This window comes from Anabaena sp. PCC 7108 (assembly GCF_000332135.1).
In the GTDB taxonomy this organism is placed as follows: domain Bacteria; phylum Cyanobacteriota; class Cyanobacteriia; order Cyanobacteriales; family Nostocaceae; genus Anabaena.
Genome location: NZ_KB235896.1, coordinates 59,429 through 77,217 on the forward strand (window position 1 = coordinate 59,429; position 17,789 = coordinate 77,217).

Below are 17,789 nucleotides of genomic sequence, written 5' to 3' on the forward strand. Positions count from 1 at the left end.
TGACAGATATTAATGATGCTAAAATACAAAAAACAAGGAGATAACATAATGACATCAGGACATTTAGCAATTGTCAAAGACGGGAAGATAGAATTACTCGATCCCGTATTTATCCCCGAAGGAACAAAAGTATTTATTATTCCTATTGTTTTAGAACCTGATACAGAAGAAAGAGAAGATTGGGAAAATTTTTCTTTAAATAACTTAAATCAATGTTATGCAGAAAATGAACCGGAATATACTCTAGAATCAATACAAGAATATAATCCTAGTTATGAAAGAAGGTAATATTATATTAACTCCTATTCCGCAAGCAAATGGAGAAATAAAAAACCGTCCTGCGCTGATTTTGAGAGAAATGCCAAAATATCAAGACTTTTTGGTCTGTGGAATCAGTACCCAATTAAAACAATATATTTCTAATTTTGATGAAATAGTTTCACCTAATGATGATGATTTTCAATCCAGTGGGTTAGTTAGTCAATCTGTGATTAGATTAAGTTTTTTAACTGTCATAACTCGTAACAGTATAATTGGCTCAATTGGCGCAATTTCAACAGAAAGGCATCAAAGATTATTAAATAATCTAAGTCAATATTTAGTTCAATCAAAGGAATAACTAATAAAAAACGAATACATAGGGAAGAAATGAGGAATAATCCAGCATTTCAAACCCTTGCAAAATACTATTCAGGAAGTTGCTTTTTCAAGCTTTGTAAAGAAGCCCAACGACTATCAATAATCTCCTCAGAACTAGCTACAGTATCCAAAATACCTGGACATTTGCGATCGCACAACTGCCGCTGAGGAATAGCTAAACACATTTGCTCATACAGCCATTCTGTGGGATAAAAATGACCATCAGATGATAATGTTTCCACTAAATCTTCTACAGCCACTTCCATTTCTAAAGGCAAGTGTTCTGCTTGATTAGGATTTTCATCTAACCAAATTATTTCTTTAGTATTAACAGCCAAACGTTGATTATATTGCTGTAAGCAGCGATTACAGGTACAAGTAATAATTGCTTCTGCCTGACTGGAAACTTCTAAGTAAGTACCCTGATGTTGGACAAGGATAGTTCCACGCACCGGGGTTAAAGTTTCCAAACCAGGCAGAGACTCATTAACTTGAATTTCCTCTGTTCGCTCCGGGGCTTTGGTTAGCTGCGGAATAAAAATAGCGTCCATAGGACTTGTGAGACATCCTCACGAAAAAGTAGGGTTGATGATCAGCAATTGTGCTGATACTACATCTTTAATTTTAGCTCTAATAGCCCGGATCTGTCGGTGATTCCGTCGCCGGACGAACTACCAAAAACCGATGAGGTTCTTTACCCCGACTAAAGGTTTCTAAATCAGGAAAATCCTGGAAAAATGTGTGAATTTGTCGCCGTTCAGCCGAACTAAGCGATTTAATTTCCACCTCTTTACCAGTCAAGCGCACTTCTTGGGCTGCCGCTTCTGCTAAGGTGCGAATTTCCGCTTCTCGTCTGACACGATAGCCATTCAACTCAATGGTATAAGATGCCTGCTGCTCCTCTGGTTGGTTCAAGTTGAGAACCGAATTTGCTAAATACTGAATCGCATCTAGCACAGAACCATCAGCACCAATTAAAATTCTGATTTGTTCTGACATCAAACTGGTTTGATCAATTGTCAACCAATAGCTATCCGTTTGCGGAGACTCTGCGTCTAACAACGGAGCAGGTTCCAAATTACACTTGACTTCAGTAGATATATTAGTGAAATGCAGCAGTGTTTTTAACCACTGCTCACCCCGCTGCATGGGAATATTAGTCATGATCAGCCTGTAGCTTTTTTCTTAGAACTTTTTGGTTCAAACGGCAACTTCTTCGGTTCGGCGCTGGCTGCTTGTTTTTCTTTCTCTTGTGTTTCCAGCAGCTTTTGTAATTCTTCTGGTAGTGGTTCGCGGGAAAGAACGTAAGTTTGTAAGGTTTGGAAAACGTTCCCAATTACCATATACATCAGCACACCAGCAGGGAGGGGGAAGAATAAAAACATCCCAGAAAAAATAACTGGTGTGATTTTATTTACTGTATCCTGTTGTGGGTTGCCACCGCTGGAATTCTGCCCGGAAAGCAATTGGCTAACATAAAGACTGATCCCAAAAAAGACGATCATCGCCACAATATCCCAGTGGATTGTGCCATCTGGATCTTGTGCGCCAACTCTACCTAAAGCATCGATGAAGAGAAATCCTTTATCAGCTGCCAGTCCAGGGATAGAGCCTTGAATTGTCACATCTCCCGGCTGTAAGGCTTCTATATTACCTTCTGCATCAATTTTAACTCGATCTTCCCCTTTCATGATTTTCCATTCAGGGGTCAACTTAGTTTCTGGATGTTCTGCTAAGAGCAAATCAAATGGTTTGCCCTCCATTGTCTGATATTGGATTTTAGTCTTTTCTCCCACTGCCAACTTATTGCCACCAGGTAAAATCGCCGTGATTTTTGTGTGATCTCCATCCGCAATGTAGATGTTTTGTGGGGCAGTGGCAAAGGCTTGGGGTTGAATGCGTTCGATTTGTTCGGCAGGAAAGACTTCTAGGTTAACTGAGTAGTTAACACCAGCAAAAGGCGAACCCCGTAAAGTCGCAAATAGTGCTAGTAGTACTGGCATCTGTAGCAGCAGAGGCAAACATCCTGCTAATGGGTTGCCAAATTCTTTTTGGACATTAACCATTTCCTCTTGCTGCTTTTGCGGATCATCTTTATAGCGCTCTTTGACTTCTGCTATCCGCTTTTGCATCAATGGTTGCACAATCCGCATCCGCCGCATATTGCGAATGGAGCCAGCACTCAGGGGATAGAGCGCAAAGCGGATTATCAATGTTAAGGCAACGATCGCTAATCCATAGCTGGGAAAAAAACCATAGAAAAAGTCTATGATTGGTAGCATCACGTTGTTCGAGAGAAACCCGATACCAAAATCCATTATTCTGAATTCAACCTGAGGTACTGTAAACTGAACTAAATCTAACTTTATCTAAATCGTGATTTAGGCGCGACTATCACAAGCTACGGATAGCCGCACATGATTTGAAAAAAAAATGCTAAATGAATGCTGAGTAAGTAGTCAAAGAGTAAAAAAGCCGCAAATGAGAAAGCTTTTAAACCAGAACTCATCACTAGAAACTCAGGACTTTTAAGACTTGACACTGCTAGGTTCGGGGTTTTTAGCAGCGATTCTTTCGTTAATGTAGTCATAGACTTCCATAAACTTGGGAACAGCCCGCATTTCCAACCGAGTTCCATTTCTGAGGGTAAGTACCATATCTCCCCACAGACCAATGCCACGAGGGACTTTCACCACTTTGACAATTTCTGAATAAATTACATCAGTGCGATCGCCTCCCATCCAACCACCAATCACAGAAATTCGCCGATCAGTGATGCGGAACCGCAGCCACAATGCTCTCACTATAGACCCAATTGCCAATGGTATACCAATGATGGTTAGCCCTATGAGCAGGTTGAGAACCAAATCTCCTATATGGGGACCACCCTCATAATAAATTTCTTCACGAATGCCCATGAAAGACCTCAGCTTTTGCCAACAACTGCTCTAATTCTTGCAGAAATTGTTGGCTTACGCACTCCGATTCTGCTGTTGTTGGCTTAACAATTAACACTAACCGCCATCCTGGAGATAATTTAGGCAACAATTTATACAAATCTGCTGTAATTTGCCGTTTAATTCGGTTGCGAATTACGGCTCGTTTACTAACTTTGGTGCTAATGGAAATTCCAATTTGCGTGTTGGCTAAACTTTCATAATTAATTTCTGAGGAAGTATTGGGGGCAGTATTCAAAGAAGGTTCTTTTAAACGCGACGGACTTAAAGCTCTCAAAATAAAATGAGAACTATGTCGCCGAATTCCTTCTCGGAAAACTGCCTGAAAATCCTTGCGGGATTTTAATCTATGTGCTTTTGGTAAAGCCACAGCCGCACTATTTGCTAGATTTACCCTAAACGCTCAGACGATGACGACCCTTTCTTCTCCTGGCGCTGATCACGTTTCTGCCGTCTGGTGTCCGCATTCTGGCGCGAAATCCAGAGGTTCTCTTTCTCTTACGACAAGTGCCGCCCAGTGTTCTTTGCATACCGTTCTCCTCTTAGACGATTTTTATAAAAAGTCACAATCTCCTATCTTACCACTTTACAGGCGATAGAAACACATTTCTGGATAGAGTTTTGACATCCTTACCGACCTGAAGGTGCGGTGATTATTGTATTTCCCTGTTCCCTTGTTAAGATATACTGATAATCCATGAACCCAGATAACGCAGTAATGGCACATCACCTGGGGAAAGAATTTGACAGTTGAAATAGTAAACTCCTCCAAACGCTGGATTTTGAACATCAGATAAGACTAACTCAACAGCACTACCTGCGGGGACTGGTTCTTGGGGAAATATCTCCAGCACACGGCCTTCCTTATCCCATTTCACTTCAGACAAGGGAAGGCTTTTACCTCTGACTCTGACTTCAACCTTTTTAGGATCAAAAGTTCCTTTGTAATAATTAGGATAGGTAATTGCAAATTGAGCTACTGCCAACTTCATCTTTTTGGCAGGAAGTCTTAATATATATCTATCCCAGCTATTAGTTTGTCCGCCAAAGTCTAACCGAAACGGCAGCTGATTTTCGCTTTTCACACCGCTAAACAATGTCAAACCAGGTAGGCTTTGCGCCCAAGTCGTAGCCGAAAAACTAGTCAACAAACAGCTAGTCACAGCTAAGGCAGAAAATACACGTCTCATAGTTAGGCTTCCTCTCGTAAATAGTAGATTTATCAGCTTAGGTAACAAAGAGTTTAGTATTCGTAAATAAACTTTACTACTGTATGAGTGAAAATAGACGTTAAGTCGCAGCCAAAAGTGCCGAAATCACCGTCAGTAACTTTATTTTTTTGCTAGACATTGAACTACGGCTACGGCCAGACGCGTTATGATGAATTATTAAATTTAAATTTTCTAGGACTTACGCATTGACAAGATTCCTCAAATATGTAATATGAATTATATTTCTTGTAGGGTGCGTCAGACACGATATTTTCATAAAAAACAGATTCTCTCTATCTGACGCACCTTACTCAATAAGTTATTCCCAAAGGCGAAAACGACGCAATTTCGTTCATTCACATCATGGCAGATTCGTACAGTGCGTAAGTCCTATTTTCCATGAATCACTTCAAAATATCCCTTCTGAAAACAAACATTGCATAATTTTAAGTTGTGTTCAACAGTAAGCTCAGTCTCGTTTACCTTACTTACAAACATCCATATGCTTAAACGCGACTTAGTATAAATATTCTTGTGCATTATGAATAAACTACTTAAAAACTCCATCACGTCTTGAATCTAAATATAAATTGTCAGTGTTTGTAGACTTTGTAAAGTTTTCAACAACAGGAAAGCCAGTCTCAATCATTAAGAATTAATTGAAAAAATATCAATCTGGCAAAATTTGATGAATACTGCAAGATGCCAGAAACCAATACCAGAAATTATCAATCCCGAAAATAATCTGAAGACATAGATATAACATCAGGAAATCACCATAAGATGTGCAGTAAGTAAAATAGTTTGTGTGCAAATATCTGGAATTGTGACTTATGTAAGTGGCAGAGTAAAACTTTGCTTGGAAAAAATAAGAGTGAGAAAGACAAAGTTCAAGGTTAAATCTACCAGAAAAACTCAGGGCTGAGATTACTCACCTATGCTCTATAAATGCGGTGAATCCTTCATCAACAGAGAAATTCCATAGTTAGTAGATATTTAGGTATTTATCTTCAGGAGATTGCATGAAAATAGCAGTTGCTAAAGAAATTGAAGTTTGTGAACGTCGTGTGGCATTAATTCCCGACACTGTTTCCAGATTAGTCAAACAAGGCTTAGAGGTGTTTGTAGAAACAGGGGCGGGAGAAAAAGCATTTTTCAGTGATTCTGACTATGAAGCAGCAGGAGCCACAGTTATCAGCGATACTGCCAAATTATGGGGTGAAGCGGATATTTTGCTCAAAGTTAGCCCTCCCCAGGAAAGAGAAGATGGACGCTCAGAGATTGAATTACTCAAATCCGGTTCTGTATTAATTAGTTTTCTCAATCCTTTAGGAAATCCTGTCGTAGCCCAACAATTGGCAAATCGTCAAGTTACAGCTTTGAGTATGGAATTAATCCCCCGTACCACCAGGGCGCAAAGTATGGATGCTTTATCTTCCCAGGCTTCACTGGCAGGGTATAAATCTGTATTGATTGCGGCTGCGGCTTTACCGAAATATTTCCCGATGTTAACCACTGCGGCGGGAACGATCGCACCGGCTAAAGTATTTATTATGGGAGCAGGTGTAGCAGGATTGCAAGCGATCGCTACAGCCAGAAGATTAGGCGCAGTCGTAGAAGCCTTTGATATTCGTCCAGCCGTTAAAGAAGAAGTGCAAAGCTTAGGCGCGAAATTCGTCGAAGTAAAACTGGAAGAAGAAACCGTTGCAGCCGGTGGTTACGCCAAAGAAATCTCCGAAGACAGTAAAAAACGCACCCAAGAACTAGTCGCCGAACACGTCAAAAACTCTGATGTTGTGATTACTACCGCCCAAGTACCAGGTAGAAAAGCACCACAACTAGTTACTGAAGAAATGGTGAAACAAATGAAACCAGGTTCAGTAATAGTAGACTTAGCTGCGGAACAGGGTGGAAACTGCGCTTGTACAGAAGCAGGTAAAGACATTGTTTGGAACGGTGTGACAATTATCGGTCCAATTAATTTACCCTCATCAATGCCAGTACACGCCAGCCAACTGTATGCAAAGAACGTCACCTCATTAATGCAACTGTTGATTAAAGACAAAGCTTTGGAAATCAACTTTGGTGACGACATCGTTGATGCAGCTTGTGTTACTCATGGTGGAGAAATTAGAAACCAACGGGTAAAAGACGCTTTGCAAGCGGTAGCGGTTTAGACTTCAAAAACACAGCGATTGGAAATCACGTCTACATAGGCAAAGTCCGCCTACGCGGACTAATTACGGAATAACTAACCACAGAGGCACAGAGTTCACAGAGGAATGATAGTTTGAGAGATATTTGCCATAAGTGTTGTAAATCTTCTCTTTGCATCTTTGCGCCTTTGCGTGAGCCTTATTATTGCACCCAAAAATGACATGACAGAAACTTTACTAGCTGCTTTATTTGTACTCGTCTTAGCCTCCTTTATAGGCTTTGAAGTCATCAACAAAGTTCCCCCAACTCTCCACACCCCCTTAATGTCCGGTTCCAACGCCATTTCCGGTATTTCGGTAATTGGTGCAATCCTGGCTGCTGGGGAGAAAAACACCAATTTATCAGTAATTCTCGGTTTAATTGCCGTAATTTTGGCAATGGTTAACGTTGTCGGTGGTTTTTTGGTTACAGACAGAATGCTACAAATGTTCAAAAAAAAGGAAGTTAAAGCATGAGCGACTTTTTACCAACTGGGATTCAGCTGACGTATTTAGTCGCTGCATCATTATTTATCCTCGGTTTGAAAAAACTCGGTTCTCCCGCTACTGCTAGAAACGGTAATCTTGTGGCTGCGGTGGGGATGCTGTTAGCTGTTGTTGCTACTTTATTAGATCAGCACGTATTAAATTACGAGATGATCTTGATAGGCTTGGCGATTGGTTCTATTATTGGTGCGATCGCAGCTTACAAAGTACAAATGACTGATATGCCCCAAATGGTGGGCTTACTTAACGGTTTGGGTGGTGCATCTTCCGCACTTATAGCTGTTGCCGAATTTTGGCGGTTGTTAGATAGTTCTCAACCGATTCCCCTCGATGTCAACATTTCCATGCTATTGGATGTGTTAATCGGTGGTGTCACCTTAACAGGTAGTTTTCTGGCTTTTGCCAAATTGCAAGGTTTAGTTAGTGGTACACCCATTACCTTTCCTTTGCAGCAACCTTTTAACCTCTTGCTGTTGGGTTCTTATTTAGCTGGAAGTGCCTATTTAATCATTACACCAGATAGCCTCCCCGTATTTTTAGGAGTGGTGGCTGTTTCTTTGGTGTTGGGTGTAATGTTCGTCCTCCCCATTGGTGGCGGCGATATGCCCGTTGTCATCTCCCTGTTAAACTCCCTCTCCGGTGTGGCTGCGGCTGCGGCTGGGTTTGTGGTGATGAACAATATGTTAATCATCGCCGGTGCTTTGGTGGGGGCTTCAGGTTTAATCCTGACGGAAATTATGTGTAAGGCGATGAACCGTTCTTTGTTCAGTGTCTTATTTAGTGCTTTTGGTTCTGTCTCTACTGCTACTGGTGGTGCTACTGCTGGTGCAAGTAATCAAACAGTCCGCAGTATTGATCCCGAAGAAGGGGCAATGATGTTGGGTTATGCCCGTTCTGTGGTGATTGTCCCAGGATACGGTATGGCGGTTGCCCAAGCACAGCATAGCGTCCGGGAGTTGGCAGATCAACTAGAACGCATGGGTGTGGATGTGAAATATGCGATTCACCCTGTTGCGGGAAGAATGCCAGGACACATGAACGTATTATTGGCAGAAGCTAATGTAGCTTATACGCAGTTGTATGATATGGAGGATATTAATCCCCAGTTTGAACAGGCTGATGTGGCGTTGGTGATTGGTGCTAATGATGTGGTCAATCCGGCGGCGCGTAGTGATGTGAATAGTCCTATTTATGGGATGCCGATTTTAGAAGTTGATCGGGCAAAGCAGACTATTGTGATTAAGCGCGGTATGAGTGCTGGTTTTGCCGGTGTTGATAATGAGTTGTTTTATAAGGATAAGACAACAATGTTGTTTGGTAGTGCTAAGGATATGGTGGCTAAGTTGGTTTCGGAAGTGAAGCAGCTTTAGATATAGGCTAGGGGTGTAGTTTTTGACTATGCCCTTTTTTTTTCACCCAGAGACGCAGAGAGGTTTGTTTCGCGCAAAGGCGCTAAGGAGCAAAGGCGCAAAGGCGCAAAGAAAAATAAAGTTTATTTACTGTAATTTGGATAATTTAGGAAAATTCTCAGGTAGTTTAAATTCAAAATCCTCTCTATCAGCATCTGCTGGAAAAGAATTCCACTTATTTATATTGTCAAAACAATCTTCTAATACATTATCTCGATTATCACTATATAATGCTCCTATTTTTTCGGCAACTTCAAAAGTAATTACTTTATTACCATAATTATCAATCGCCCAATCATCAAATCCACCTGCTTTAGCTTTGCAAACAGCAGCATAAAGATTTGGCATATTCTCTTTATATCTTTCTAAATCAATTGGAATATGCCATATATCAGCTATATCAAATCTACCAACTAAATCATCTGGTATTAAATCATCTGCTGTTTTTGAAATATCTTCATTTTTCCACCATAACATACGGGCATATTTATAACAACCTTCATACCAATTTCCATCAATTTGAGCTATACCTTCAGGTTTAATCCAAGTTGATGAAAAATAATATTCTTGTCCCTGACATGGGCTAACAAATTCAAAACAAATTAAAGCTCCTGAATATGATTCCAATAGTTTTTGAAATAAAAGAGGAAGATAATTAAAAGGAGGATTAGGATTATAATTTTCACCTTTTACACCAAAACAACCATAGCCATCTGAATCGAAAAAAATTGAATAGCCTTTAATTTTTAAATTACAAACTGGTGGTATACCTTTTCTACGTGCAATTTTCTTAATTATTTTTTTGACTGTTTCTGGTTCAGTTGTTACCACTTCAGCTTTAGAATACCAAAATACACCCATAATAACTTCTGATGATTTTTCTTAAAATAGAAATATTTGGAACATTTATACTATAGTAGTTTTTACTTGTCAAGTCTCATGATCTAGGTAATATCTGATAGTTATAATAAGTTTTTCCTTGACAGTATAAAACGTTTGTACTAAAATTATTGTTGCTTGTCAAGTAGTATTTCTAAGCAGAAAAACATAATTATGAACAGTCAACAATTTTTAAATGATGAGATTTTAGAAGAAAGAATTGAGACATTTTATGGATATGGTAATTATGAAGGGAAATATTGGTTTATTGGTATGGAAGAAGCAGGAGGAGAAGATTTTGATAACATTAATTTTAGAATCAATACATGGGAAAAAAGAGGTAAAAATGAAATAGATGATGTTGCAGAATATCTTGAAGATATGGGATGGTGGGATGAGAAAATACAGAATACATGGAAGGGATTAATTAGGATTATATTAAGTGCTAAAGGAAAAGAAAATATTGATGTAGAAAATGTTCGTCAATATCAGTTTAAAGAATTAGGAAGGAAAGAAAAAGAAACTTGTTTATTAGAATTATTGCCTTTACCTTCTCCATCTATTGATGATTGGATATATGCTAAACATTCTCAACTCCTTTTTTTATCTGATAGAGAAACTTATAAAAATTATTGTGTTGAGAAACGAATTAATCATATTAGTCAAAGAATCAAAGAACATAAACCTAAAGCCGTTGTTTTTTACGGTATGAAATATGAATATTATTGGCGAAAAATAGCAGACATTGAGTTTACAAAAATTGAGGTTGCAAAAACAGAAGATTCAAAAAAACACTATTTCTTTATTGGTAAAAATAATCAAACTGTATTTGTGATGGTTAAACATTCTGTAGCTTTTGGTGTAACCAGTGACTACTTTCATTATATTGGTAAATCAATTACTGCTAAACTAGCGGAATAATACTTTTAGCTCTCCTCTTCTTTCTTACCTTCGCGCTCTTCGCGTCTTCGTGGTTCGTTAAAAGGGATGTTTGGGGAAAGTGTGCGATAGCGCAAGCGCTGACTTGTCAGTTCGCTATTTGGGGGGTTGAAGGGTGCAATCGCTCTCACCGTTTAAATTTCTTGCCAATTTCTAGCATCAATAAAAATAGAAAGATGCTTTTTATTACTCGTGGCAATAATTACCTCACGTCCATAATTAGCAACTAAAATAGATTGAGAAGCCAAAATAACATCACCATCCAAAGCCTTATTATCTGCTGTAGATTTACCTTTATTTCTCGCTTCAGCCCATAATTCTGATGCTTTTAACATTACTTCTGTGGTAATAGGAAGATAAATAATTTCTGATTTAAGTTGATTCAGTTTTCTAATCCCTGATAACTTATTTGCTCTTAATAATTCCCGTCTAATTTCATAATCTATAATTTCTGGTAAAATGACTTCATAACCTCTTTCAAAAAGACTATAAAACCATTCTTGACATTACACAGCTAGAGTATTCGCTTTAGGATTAGTAATTAATCCCACTGGTGCAGAATCTAAAATAATAACCTTACTCATTTTATTTTAAATTGAAATACCATTTATAGATTCAATAACTTCCAAAGTTTCTTGTTGTTCTTGTTGATCATCTGATTCATTCCATGACTCAAACAATCTTTTAATATTAGTTTTTCTATGTTCTTTTTTAATTGCATCACTTTCATTAATTTCATTAATAGCATTTTCCCAGTTTTTTAAAGATGTCTGTTTCATCGTCACACTTTGACGAAATAAACGGACAATTTGTAGTAATTCGGGTATGTATTCTTCTGGAGTATGTTCAATTTCTAGTAATAAATCATTGCGGGGTTGTGCTGATGATTTAGCTGTAATGGATTGGTGATTATTAATCATAAAATCCTAGATTTGATTATTTTTACATATTACCAGTATATCGGATCAGAATAAGCAATGTCTGAAATTTCTAAAATGTGATAACTACGATGATCTAAATGATTCCTGCGGAGTGGTTTGCGGTTCCTATGGAGTGCTTTGCTATCGCTATTTGGAGAGTTGAGGGGGTGCGTTAGCGGTAGCGTCTCGTAGAGATAGCTTACCGAAGGTATCGCTTTTGGGGAAGTTGAAGGGATGCGATAGCGCAAGCGCTGACTTGTCAGTTCGCTGTTTGAAGAGGTTGAAGGGATGCGATTCCTACGAAGTGCTTTGCGATCGCAAATTTAAACCCCAAATCCCAAAACCACATCCAAAGCAGTCCGAATTTCTTCCCAATATTCAGCTTCTAAAATCCCCACAAACCCCAAAACGCGACGATAATCTACAGCACGAATTTGAGCAACATCAATAAAACGATCCTTATCTAATCCATTAGTTGCTGTTGTTTTGATATTAACAATATAGGGAGCTTGCTTACTTCCTGGTCGAAATGGCATCACAATAGTTAATAATCCATATTGATTCATAATATCATTTTGAACTATCAAACAAGCACGGATTTTTTGTGCTTCTGCTCCCACAGTTGGATCAAGATTTACCCAGCGAATCTCACCCCGTTTATAAGTTAAATTACCCTCTGGCATTAATACCATCTCCAGATACATTATCCCAAGCAGAAATCTCATTTTGATATTCTAAATCTTTCGCATCTTTTTGGAGTGCTGCAATCATTTCTGTCTCTAAAATTTTGCGTCTTTGTTCTGCTAATATTGCGTTAATATAGGCACTACGATTACCTTTTGCTTGTTGATCAATAAATTGGAGAATGCTTTCTTCTAAAGTAATTGTGACTTTCATCATTATGTATGACTCATTCATCTTACCAATCAATCATACCATTTTTTTGACATTGTGTGAGGTAAAAAGAGATTTTGGGGGGTTGAGGGAGTCTGTTAGCGTAGCTTACTGTTCGCGTAGTGTTCCGCAAGAAAGGTATTGCTGTTTGAGAAGTTGAGGGGATGCGATAGCGCAAGCGCTGACTTGTCAGTTCGCTGTTTGGGGAGTTGAGGGAATGCGATCGCTCTTCTAATATGATTAAACAACACTACGTGGATCAACAACTACAATATCCGAAAACCGTTTAAAATCATCAACATTAAATGTCAATAAATGTGTAATATTATGAGCTACCATAGCCGCAGCTAAACGTGCATCATGCACCTGTTTTCCCATCACTTGATATTTAATAACCCACATTCCGCACTTCAATTTGTAGTACAAATACAAGTATCATAAGCAGCATAGAGGCTTAAATACAAATACGCAACTAAGAAAGTAAAAATATAGACTTTAATTGCCATTGGACTACTAAAGAGAAATTCATAGGGCATTGAGAATAAATTCAGGAAAAAATGAGAGAATGAAACTGAATTACCAAAAAATGCCTTCATAATATGAATTACCAAAAAGAAGAAATTGAGAGTAAAAACATAGATCACTTAGGAATAATCGCAGGAATAATAGATGAAATAGGAATAGTAGAAAAAATCAACGAGATATTTTCAATAGATATCAGAGAAAAAGTAAATACAGGAGAAGTAGTCAAAGCAATTATTCTCAACGGACTAGGCTTTGTATCAAGACCACTATATTTATTTCCAGATTTCTTTAAAGATAAAGCTGTAGAACATCTAATAGGAGATGGGATAAAAGCAGAAGATTTAAACGACGATAAAATAGGTAGAGTCATGGATAAACTCTATAAATATGGATTAACTAAACTATTCTTAATCATTGCCTTAGAAGTAGTAAAGAAATATGGAATAGACACAAAATATTCCCATTTAGACTCAAGCTCATTACATTTACACGGGGAATATAAGAATTGCCTAAATAATCTAGAGAAAGAACTAGGAATAAATAGAGAACATCCAATTATAATCACACAAGGATATTCGCGTGACCATCGTCCAGACTTAAAACAATGTATATTAGATTTAATAGTAAGTAGTGATGGGGATATACCATTATTTTTTAGAGGAGCATCAGGAAACGAATCAGATAAAGCAGTATTCGCTCACATCTTAGTAGAATATTCTAAACAAATAGATTTTGAAAGTATCATGGTGGCGGACAGTGCATTATATAGCGAAAGTAATTTAACATTAATGTCAAACATGAAATGGATAAGTCGAGTACCATTATCCATTAAAAAAGCAAGAAATTTAGTGAAAGCCTCCATCAATAATGACATGAAAGCCTGTAAAATACAGGGTTATAGTTATCTGGAAGAGAAAGTATCTTATGGAGGAATAGAGCAAAGATGGTTATTAGTAGAAAGTGTAGAGAGAAAAAAAGCAGACTTAAATAAACTAGACAAAAAAATCCAAGAAGAGTTATTAAAAGCTAACAAACTAGTAGATAAATTAGAACAGGAAGAATTTGCTGATAAATCTTTAGCCGAATTGAAAATCAAAGAAATAACAACCAAATTAAAATATCATCAAATATGCGAGCGGGAAATTACTGAAACCAATAAAGGGAAAACAACAGTTTATAGAGTGAAATGTAAATTAAGAGAAAATCAGGAGTTAATTACACAACAACAAAACTCGTGTGGCAGATTTATTTTAGCCACCAATATTCTGGATACTATTGAGTTAGAGTCAGAAGAAATCCTCAAAATATATAAAGAACAACAATCTACAGAAAGAGGATTTAGATTTATCAAAGACCCGTTATTTTTCGCGGATAGTCTGTTTGTCAAAAATCCTGAAAGAGTAGAGACAATGATGATGTTAATGGCATTATGTCTTTTGGTTTATAATTTAGGACAAAAACAATTAAGAATGTCATTGAAGGCACAAAAAGCCACAGTGAAAAATCAACTGAATAAACCCACAGAATCTCCCACATTAAGATGGATATTTCAATGTTTTCAAGGGATTCATCTTTTGATGATACAAGGATTTCAACGAATTCTTAACTTAACAGAGTCGCATCATCATATCTTGCAATTCCTACCTACTGCTTGTCAAAAATATTATTTATTATCTTAGTTTTTTCTCTGGTTTTACGATTTCATTGGTTATCTTTTTGATAACTGATTGCACACCTTAAATTAAATATTATTGTTGAAATAGCTTTTAAACACCTTCTAAAGCTCAACTTTGTGTGTTCATAATTTTATTTTACATTGATACGTAATTGTTCAAACCATAAGTTTTAATTGACCGTCAATGTAGTTAAATTATGCTACTTTTTGAAGTGCGGAATGTGGGATATAAAGAGCGATCGCACTCAATAAAAATTTGTGGTGTATCCAATTCCAATATAAATATCTTTTTAAGTTTTGCGCTTTCTTCTTCAGCTTGAGTGATAGATAAACCTAACCCATTTTTATCAAGAGGTCTTGTAGCAACAGCCCAAAATTCAATTATATTTTGGGGAATAATACATAAAAATTCACCTTGCTTTTTGAGCTTTAAAATTGCCCTTTGAGTATCAAGGTACATGGGACTATTTTTTTGTAATAAACGCAATAAAATATTAGTATCTACCAGATATTTCATAACATTTCGTCTTCTCTGGTATAAATACTATCTCTACTAATAGCTGCATCTGAAAGTGGTGGTGCTACAGCAAAAGCAGGACTATTGATTAAATTCATTAGTGCTGTTTCCCAATCTTCCTCTGTTGTTACTTGAGAAAAAGATTTTTCCTCTTGATTTTTTAAACTATCTTCAATCAAAGATTCAAGATAAGATTCAATTGATAAACCTTGTTTAGTAGCTTGGGTAATAAGACGAGCTTCTATTTCTGGTTTCAATTGTAGCTGTATAGTTTTATGTTGTTTCATCTTCTTCGATGCTAGTTAATTAATATCAAGTGAAACTTATGATTAACTTTATCTATTAAAAGTATATCAGATTTAAACACCGAAAGTATCGTTTTTGAGTAGGTTGAAGGGATGCGTTAGCGTTCGTGTAGCGTCTCGTAGAGATAGCTTACCGTATCCCTTACGGGAGTCGAAGACATAGGTATCGCTGTTTGGAAGTTGAGGAGGTGCGATTGTTATTTGGGAAGTTGGAGGTAATGCGATAGCGAAGCGCTCCGTAGGAATCGCTGTTCTTAACTCTTGGACTCTTGGGGTATCTTGCTCACTGGCATAAAGACTTTTTTTTTACACCGTAAGCCTAATTTTTCTACGGCACGATGCATTGTCGGAATACTCACCCTCATTCCTGTTCTTTCTTGATAGCGATTGAGCAAAGCTCACGCTACGCGAACGCATAATTCTCTCAGCAATAAATCATTTTTCTCCTCTACCAGAGATTGGATGATGTTCAGATCCTCATTTTGAATTGTTGGCTGTTGGTATCCTCCACGTCGTTTCGCCTCAATTTGTCCATTTTGACGATAACGACGCAACAGATTTCGTACAAATGACAAACTGACCTTAAATCTTTCAGCCAACTGACGTTGAGAGCCTTCTTTTGCTTCCCAAGCTATAATCACACGACGACGCAAATCACCCGAATACGATACTGGCATCAAATATAAAAATTACATCTTTCCCAGCTTACCGCACTTTGTGGTTCAATTACCTGAAAATTGCTGTAATGCCAGTTTATTAGAGCAAGATGAACTTGATGTTCCACCGCTTACATACCGAAGTGTGCCATTAACTGGAGGAACTCTCGATAAATTAATGGCGCAAGTTTATTCCCGTAAATGGGAGTCAAAAAGTAAGGGTAAACTTGACGATTGGATGACAAAACAAGTCAGTTTGAAGATTGTACATCCACAACCAGTTTAGGATATTAACTTCAATCAAAGAGCTTCTTTACTATACAGACACAACGTTAATAATGCAGATACGCCTGGAGCTTTGCCTCTACTTTCTTTTACTTTAAGTGAGATTTACCATAAATATTTAAAGAGTGCAAGAGAAGATAGAACTCTCACTAAAGATGATTATAGTAGCCTTGGCAGTGTTAGGAATTCAATAACCAAGAGGGCTACGGAAGTTTATAATAACTTACTTGGAAAAGAAATTAATGAAAACATCATTCGTTATGTAATGCTGCGAATGGTATCCGTAGAAGGAAACGAATTAGCTCGCAGACGGGTCAGACAAGAAGAATTAATCTATCCAAAATCACTTAATGAAGATATGGAAACGGCATCATTTGCTTGTGGAACTTAAAGAGCAAGCAGTTAATCAAATTTAGAGGAAATCAAGGTCAGATCAAAAGTGTCAGTTTTAGCCCTGATAGCAACTTGCTAGCTACTGTTGACTCTAATATTTCTAATAATGCTATTGTCTACCCGTGGAATGGGATAACTCCACAAAATCCGACCACTCTATCTCGAAATTTGCCAGAGTATGATTACAACAAGATTCGTAGCGTCAGTTTTAATCCTGACAGTAGCTTACTAGTCACTGGTGACTCATACGGCGAGATAAGTTTGTGGGACTGGAAAAATCAGCATAAATTATCAACTAAATTCAAAGAACATCGAGATGGGGTAAACAGCGTTGTTTTTAGTCATGATGGTAAGATGCTGGTTACTGCTGGAAACGATGGCATAGCTCGCTTATGGTCAGATTTAAATCGCGGTGTGTTTAGAGAATTAAAAGGACATATCTACGGGATTAATCAGGTTATTTTTAACCCCAAGGATAATTTAATAGCTACAGCTGGAAGAGATGGTACGATCCGCTTGTGGAACTTGAATGGTCAGCAGTTAGCAGAATACCAGATAGATCAAAGTAATGACTCATGGGTTACAAGCATTAGTTTTAGTCCTGATGGTAAACAACTAGCTGCTGTAGGACAAAATCAGACAACTGGCTTGTGGCAAGCTAAGAAATGGCAGGTTGAAGGATTAGATGGATTAATGGTAAGGGGTTGCAATTGGGCCCGTAACTATCTGGAGAATAATCCCAATGTTAAAGAGGGCGATCGCCATCTCTGTGACAATATACAACCAACTGCTGCAAATCCTGACCAGTAGCTTGAGTTAAGGCGATCGCCTTCCTGACTTTTCCGCAAAAATGAGTCAACATAACTCTCTATCTTGAGGGGCG

General features: G+C 37.8%; 26 protein-coding genes. 10 read left to right on the forward strand and 16 right to left on the reverse strand.

Annotation, left to right across the window (positions count from 1 at the left end; genetic code table 11):
- Positions 1 to 48 precede the first annotated feature (48 nt).
- Together ANA7108_RS0100980 and ANA7108_RS0100985 are read left to right on the forward strand one after the other, a co-directional pair.
- Positions 49 to 288 carry a hypothetical protein gene (locus ANA7108_RS0100980; RefSeq protein WP_016948885.1) on the forward strand — a complete coding sequence of 80 codons (240 nt, stop codon included), beginning with the start codon at positions 49 to 51 and terminating at the stop codon, positions 286 to 288.
- Positions 275 to 619: a type II toxin-antitoxin system PemK/MazF family toxin gene (locus ANA7108_RS0100985; protein WP_016948886.1), complete on the forward strand. Its 345-nt coding sequence runs from the start codon at positions 275 to 277 to the stop codon at positions 617 to 619. The genes ANA7108_RS0100980 and ANA7108_RS0100985 overlap by 14 nt, the downstream gene beginning before the upstream one ends.
- A gap of 67 nt (positions 620 to 686) precedes the next feature.
- Here the strand turns inward: ANA7108_RS0100985 and ANA7108_RS0100990 are convergent, their stop codons facing one another.
- The 7 genes from ANA7108_RS0100990 to ANA7108_RS0101015 form a co-directional block, all read right to left on the reverse strand.
- A complete protein-coding gene (locus ANA7108_RS0100990; RefSeq protein WP_016948887.1) occupies positions 687 to 1,190 on the reverse strand; it encodes a DUF177 domain-containing protein in 504 nt (167 codons plus the stop codon).
- Between the two features lie 79 nt (positions 1,191 to 1,269).
- Positions 1,270 to 1,803: a R3H domain-containing nucleic acid-binding protein gene (locus tag ANA7108_RS0100995; protein WP_016948888.1), complete on the reverse strand. Its 534-nt coding sequence runs from the start codon at positions 1,801 to 1,803 to the stop codon at positions 1,270 to 1,272.
- Between the two features lie 2 nt (positions 1,804 to 1,805).
- Positions 1,806 to 2,957, reverse strand: coding sequence for a membrane protein insertase YidC (gene yidC, locus ANA7108_RS0101000; protein ID WP_016948889.1), 1,152 nt, complete (start codon positions 2,955 to 2,957; stop codon positions 1,806 to 1,808).
- 210 nt (positions 2,958 to 3,167) lie between these two features.
- On the reverse strand, positions 3,168 to 3,557 hold the full coding sequence (locus ANA7108_RS0101005) for a PH domain-containing protein (protein ID WP_016948890.1): 390 nt from the start codon (positions 3,555 to 3,557) through the stop codon (positions 3,168 to 3,170).
- Positions 3,544 to 3,966 carry a ribonuclease P protein component gene (gene rnpA / locus ANA7108_RS0101010; protein WP_016948891.1) on the reverse strand — a complete coding sequence of 141 codons (423 nt, stop codon included), beginning with the start codon at positions 3,964 to 3,966 and terminating at the stop codon, positions 3,544 to 3,546. The genes ANA7108_RS0101005 and rnpA overlap by 14 nt, the downstream gene beginning before the upstream one ends.
- Positions 3,967 to 3,991: 25 nt before the next feature.
- Positions 3,992 to 4,126 (reverse strand): 50S ribosomal protein L34, encoded by a 135-nt coding sequence (rpmH, locus tag ANA7108_RS28400; RefSeq protein WP_015209090.1) that lies wholly within the window; start codon positions 4,124 to 4,126, stop codon positions 3,992 to 3,994.
- Between the two features lie 147 nt (positions 4,127 to 4,273).
- Complete coding sequence (locus tag ANA7108_RS0101015) at positions 4,274 to 4,786, reverse strand: DUF2808 domain-containing protein (RefSeq protein ID WP_016948892.1); 513 nt, start codon at positions 4,784 to 4,786, stop codon at positions 4,274 to 4,276.
- Positions 4,787 to 5,829: 1,043 nt separating this feature from the next.
- On the opposite strand from ANA7108_RS0101015, the gene ANA7108_RS0101020 reads away from it, so the two are divergent.
- From ANA7108_RS0101020 to ANA7108_RS0101030, 3 genes are all read left to right on the forward strand, one after another.
- The gene (locus ANA7108_RS0101020; protein WP_016948893.1) at positions 5,830 to 6,984 is read left to right on the forward strand and encodes a Re/Si-specific NAD(P)(+) transhydrogenase subunit alpha; all 1,155 of its coding nucleotides are present in this window, start codon (positions 5,830 to 5,832) and stop codon (positions 6,982 to 6,984) included.
- Between the two features lie 201 nt (positions 6,985 to 7,185).
- Complete coding sequence (locus tag ANA7108_RS0101025) at positions 7,186 to 7,479, forward strand: NAD(P) transhydrogenase subunit alpha (protein ID WP_016948894.1); 294 nt, start codon at positions 7,186 to 7,188, stop codon at positions 7,477 to 7,479.
- Positions 7,476 to 8,879, forward strand: coding sequence for an NAD(P)(+) transhydrogenase (Re/Si-specific) subunit beta (locus tag ANA7108_RS0101030; RefSeq protein ID WP_016948895.1), 1,404 nt, complete (start codon positions 7,476 to 7,478; stop codon positions 8,877 to 8,879). Before ANA7108_RS0101025 ends, ANA7108_RS0101030 begins: the two co-directional genes overlap by 4 nt.
- Before the next feature lie 126 nt (positions 8,880 to 9,005).
- On the opposite strand, the gene ANA7108_RS0101035 is transcribed toward ANA7108_RS0101030, so the two are convergent.
- Positions 9,006 to 9,779: a hypothetical protein gene (locus tag ANA7108_RS0101035; protein ID WP_016948896.1), complete on the reverse strand. Its 774-nt coding sequence runs from the start codon at positions 9,777 to 9,779 to the stop codon at positions 9,006 to 9,008.
- Positions 9,780 to 9,971: 192 nt separating this feature from the next.
- Here ANA7108_RS0101035 and ANA7108_RS0101040 point away from each other — a divergent pair, with 192 nt between their 5' ends.
- Positions 9,972 to 10,718: a hypothetical protein gene (locus tag ANA7108_RS0101040; protein ID WP_016948897.1), complete on the forward strand. Its 747-nt coding sequence runs from the start codon at positions 9,972 to 9,974 to the stop codon at positions 10,716 to 10,718.
- 152 nt (positions 10,719 to 10,870) lie between these two features.
- On the opposite strand, the gene ANA7108_RS30765 is transcribed toward ANA7108_RS0101040, so the two are convergent.
- From ANA7108_RS30765 to ANA7108_RS26590, 5 genes are all read right to left on the reverse strand, one after another.
- Positions 10,871 to 11,071: a hypothetical protein gene (locus ANA7108_RS30765; RefSeq protein WP_016948898.1), complete on the reverse strand. Its 201-nt coding sequence runs from the start codon at positions 11,069 to 11,071 to the stop codon at positions 10,871 to 10,873.
- Positions 11,072 to 11,326: 255 nt separating this feature from the next.
- The gene (locus ANA7108_RS0101050; RefSeq protein WP_016948899.1) at positions 11,327 to 11,656 is read right to left on the reverse strand and encodes a hypothetical protein; all 330 of its coding nucleotides are present in this window, start codon (positions 11,654 to 11,656) and stop codon (positions 11,327 to 11,329) included.
- Between the two features lie 323 nt (positions 11,657 to 11,979).
- A complete protein-coding gene (locus ANA7108_RS0101055) occupies positions 11,980 to 12,339 on the reverse strand; it encodes a type II toxin-antitoxin system PemK/MazF family toxin (RefSeq protein WP_016948900.1) in 360 nt (119 codons plus the stop codon).
- The gene (locus ANA7108_RS0101060; RefSeq protein WP_016948901.1) at positions 12,326 to 12,556 is read right to left on the reverse strand and encodes a hypothetical protein; all 231 of its coding nucleotides are present in this window, start codon (positions 12,554 to 12,556) and stop codon (positions 12,326 to 12,328) included. The genes ANA7108_RS0101055 and ANA7108_RS0101060 overlap by 14 nt, the downstream gene beginning before the upstream one ends.
- Positions 12,557 to 12,790: 234 nt before the next feature.
- A complete protein-coding gene (locus tag ANA7108_RS26590) occupies positions 12,791 to 12,952 on the reverse strand; it encodes a hypothetical protein (RefSeq protein ID WP_016948902.1) in 162 nt (53 codons plus the stop codon).
- A 197-nt stretch (positions 12,953 to 13,149) separates the two neighbouring features.
- Here ANA7108_RS26590 and ANA7108_RS0101070 point away from each other — a divergent pair, with 197 nt between their 5' ends.
- Positions 13,150 to 14,754, forward strand: a complete 1,605-nt coding sequence (locus tag ANA7108_RS0101070; RefSeq protein WP_016948903.1) for an IS1634 family transposase — start codon at positions 13,150 to 13,152, stop codon at positions 14,752 to 14,754.
- A gap of 186 nt (positions 14,755 to 14,940) precedes the next feature.
- Here ANA7108_RS0101070 and ANA7108_RS0101075 read toward each other — a convergent pair whose 3' ends face one another.
- From ANA7108_RS0101075 to ANA7108_RS0101085, 3 genes are all read right to left on the reverse strand, one after another.
- The gene (locus tag ANA7108_RS0101075; protein ID WP_016948904.1) at positions 14,941 to 15,267 is read right to left on the reverse strand and encodes a hypothetical protein; all 327 of its coding nucleotides are present in this window, start codon (positions 15,265 to 15,267) and stop codon (positions 14,941 to 14,943) included.
- Positions 15,264 to 15,554, reverse strand: coding sequence for a hypothetical protein (locus ANA7108_RS0101080; protein ID WP_016948905.1), 291 nt, complete (start codon positions 15,552 to 15,554; stop codon positions 15,264 to 15,266). Before ANA7108_RS0101080 ends, ANA7108_RS0101075 begins: the two co-directional genes overlap by 4 nt.
- Before the next feature lie 416 nt (positions 15,555 to 15,970).
- On the reverse strand, positions 15,971 to 16,249 hold the full coding sequence (locus tag ANA7108_RS0101085) for a helix-turn-helix domain-containing protein (RefSeq protein WP_016948906.1): 279 nt from the start codon (positions 16,247 to 16,249) through the stop codon (positions 15,971 to 15,973).
- A gap of 40 nt (positions 16,250 to 16,289) precedes the next feature.
- Here ANA7108_RS0101085 and ANA7108_RS0101090 point away from each other — a divergent pair, with 40 nt between their 5' ends.
- The 3 genes from ANA7108_RS0101090 to ANA7108_RS0101100 are packed head-to-tail and all read left to right on the forward strand — an operon-like array spanning position 16,290 to position 17,716.
- On the forward strand, positions 16,290 to 16,514 hold the full coding sequence (locus ANA7108_RS0101090) for a hypothetical protein (protein ID WP_016948907.1): 225 nt from the start codon (positions 16,290 to 16,292) through the stop codon (positions 16,512 to 16,514).
- Between the two features lie 3 nt (positions 16,515 to 16,517).
- Entirely contained in the window at positions 16,518 to 16,904 is a 387-nt protein-coding gene (locus ANA7108_RS0101095) for a hypothetical protein (protein WP_369750733.1), read from the forward strand.
- A complete protein-coding gene (locus ANA7108_RS0101100; protein ID WP_016948909.1) occupies positions 16,892 to 17,716 on the forward strand; it encodes a PD40 domain-containing protein in 825 nt (274 codons plus the stop codon). Before ANA7108_RS0101095 ends, ANA7108_RS0101100 begins: the two co-directional genes overlap by 13 nt.
- Positions 17,717 to 17,789 lie beyond the last annotated feature (73 nt).

Coding starts and splice junctions, on each gene's coding strand:
- ANA7108_RS0100980 (WP_016948885.1), top strand. CDS start 49: ATGACATCAGGACATTTAGCAATTGTCAAAGACGGGAAGATAGAATTA.
- ANA7108_RS0100985 (WP_016948886.1), top strand. CDS start 275: ATGAAAGAAGGTAATATTATATTAACTCCTATTCCGCAAGCAAATGGA.
- ANA7108_RS0100990 (WP_016948887.1), bottom strand. CDS start 1,190: ATGGACGCTATTTTTATTCCGCAGCTAACCAAAGCCCCGGAGCGAACA.
- ANA7108_RS0100995 (WP_016948888.1), bottom strand. CDS start 1,803: ATGACTAATATTCCCATGCAGCGGGGTGAGCAGTGGTTAAAAACACTG.
- yidC (WP_016948889.1), bottom strand. CDS start 2,957: ATGGATTTTGGTATCGGGTTTCTCTCGAACAACGTGATGCTACCAATC.
- ANA7108_RS0101005 (WP_016948890.1), bottom strand. CDS start 3,557: ATGGGCATTCGTGAAGAAATTTATTATGAGGGTGGTCCCCATATAGGA.
- rpmH (WP_015209090.1), bottom strand. CDS start 4,126: ATGCAAAGAACACTGGGCGGCACTTGTCGTAAGAGAAAGAGAACCTCT.
- ANA7108_RS0101015 (WP_016948892.1), bottom strand. CDS start 4,786: ATGAGACGTGTATTTTCTGCCTTAGCTGTGACTAGCTGTTTGTTGACT.
- ANA7108_RS0101020 (WP_016948893.1), top strand. CDS start 5,830: ATGAAAATAGCAGTTGCTAAAGAAATTGAAGTTTGTGAACGTCGTGTG.
- ANA7108_RS0101025 (WP_016948894.1), top strand. CDS start 7,186: ATGACAGAAACTTTACTAGCTGCTTTATTTGTACTCGTCTTAGCCTCC.
- ANA7108_RS0101030 (WP_016948895.1), top strand. CDS start 7,476: ATGAGCGACTTTTTACCAACTGGGATTCAGCTGACGTATTTAGTCGCT.
- ANA7108_RS0101035 (WP_016948896.1), bottom strand. CDS start 9,779: ATGGGTGTATTTTGGTATTCTAAAGCTGAAGTGGTAACAACTGAACCA.
- ANA7108_RS0101040 (WP_016948897.1), top strand. CDS start 9,972: ATGAACAGTCAACAATTTTTAAATGATGAGATTTTAGAAGAAAGAATT.
- ANA7108_RS30765 (WP_016948898.1), bottom strand. CDS start 11,071: ATGTTAAAAGCATCAGAATTATGGGCTGAAGCGAGAAATAAAGGTAAA.
- ANA7108_RS0101050 (WP_016948899.1), bottom strand. CDS start 11,656: ATGATTAATAATCACCAATCCATTACAGCTAAATCATCAGCACAACCC.
- ANA7108_RS0101055 (WP_016948900.1), bottom strand. CDS start 12,339: ATGCCAGAGGGTAATTTAACTTATAAACGGGGTGAGATTCGCTGGGTA.
- ANA7108_RS0101060 (WP_016948901.1), bottom strand. CDS start 12,556: ATGATGAAAGTCACAATTACTTTAGAAGAAAGCATTCTCCAATTTATT.
- ANA7108_RS26590 (WP_016948902.1), bottom strand. CDS start 12,952: ATGTGGGTTATTAAATATCAAGTGATGGGAAAACAGGTGCATGATGCA.
- ANA7108_RS0101070 (WP_016948903.1), top strand. CDS start 13,150: ATGAATTACCAAAAAGAAGAAATTGAGAGTAAAAACATAGATCACTTA.
- ANA7108_RS0101075 (WP_016948904.1), bottom strand. CDS start 15,267: ATGAAATATCTGGTAGATACTAATATTTTATTGCGTTTATTACAAAAA.
- ANA7108_RS0101080 (WP_016948905.1), bottom strand. CDS start 15,554: ATGAAACAACATAAAACTATACAGCTACAATTGAAACCAGAAATAGAA.
- ANA7108_RS0101085 (WP_016948906.1), bottom strand. CDS start 16,249: ATGCCAGTATCGTATTCGGGTGATTTGCGTCGTCGTGTGATTATAGCT.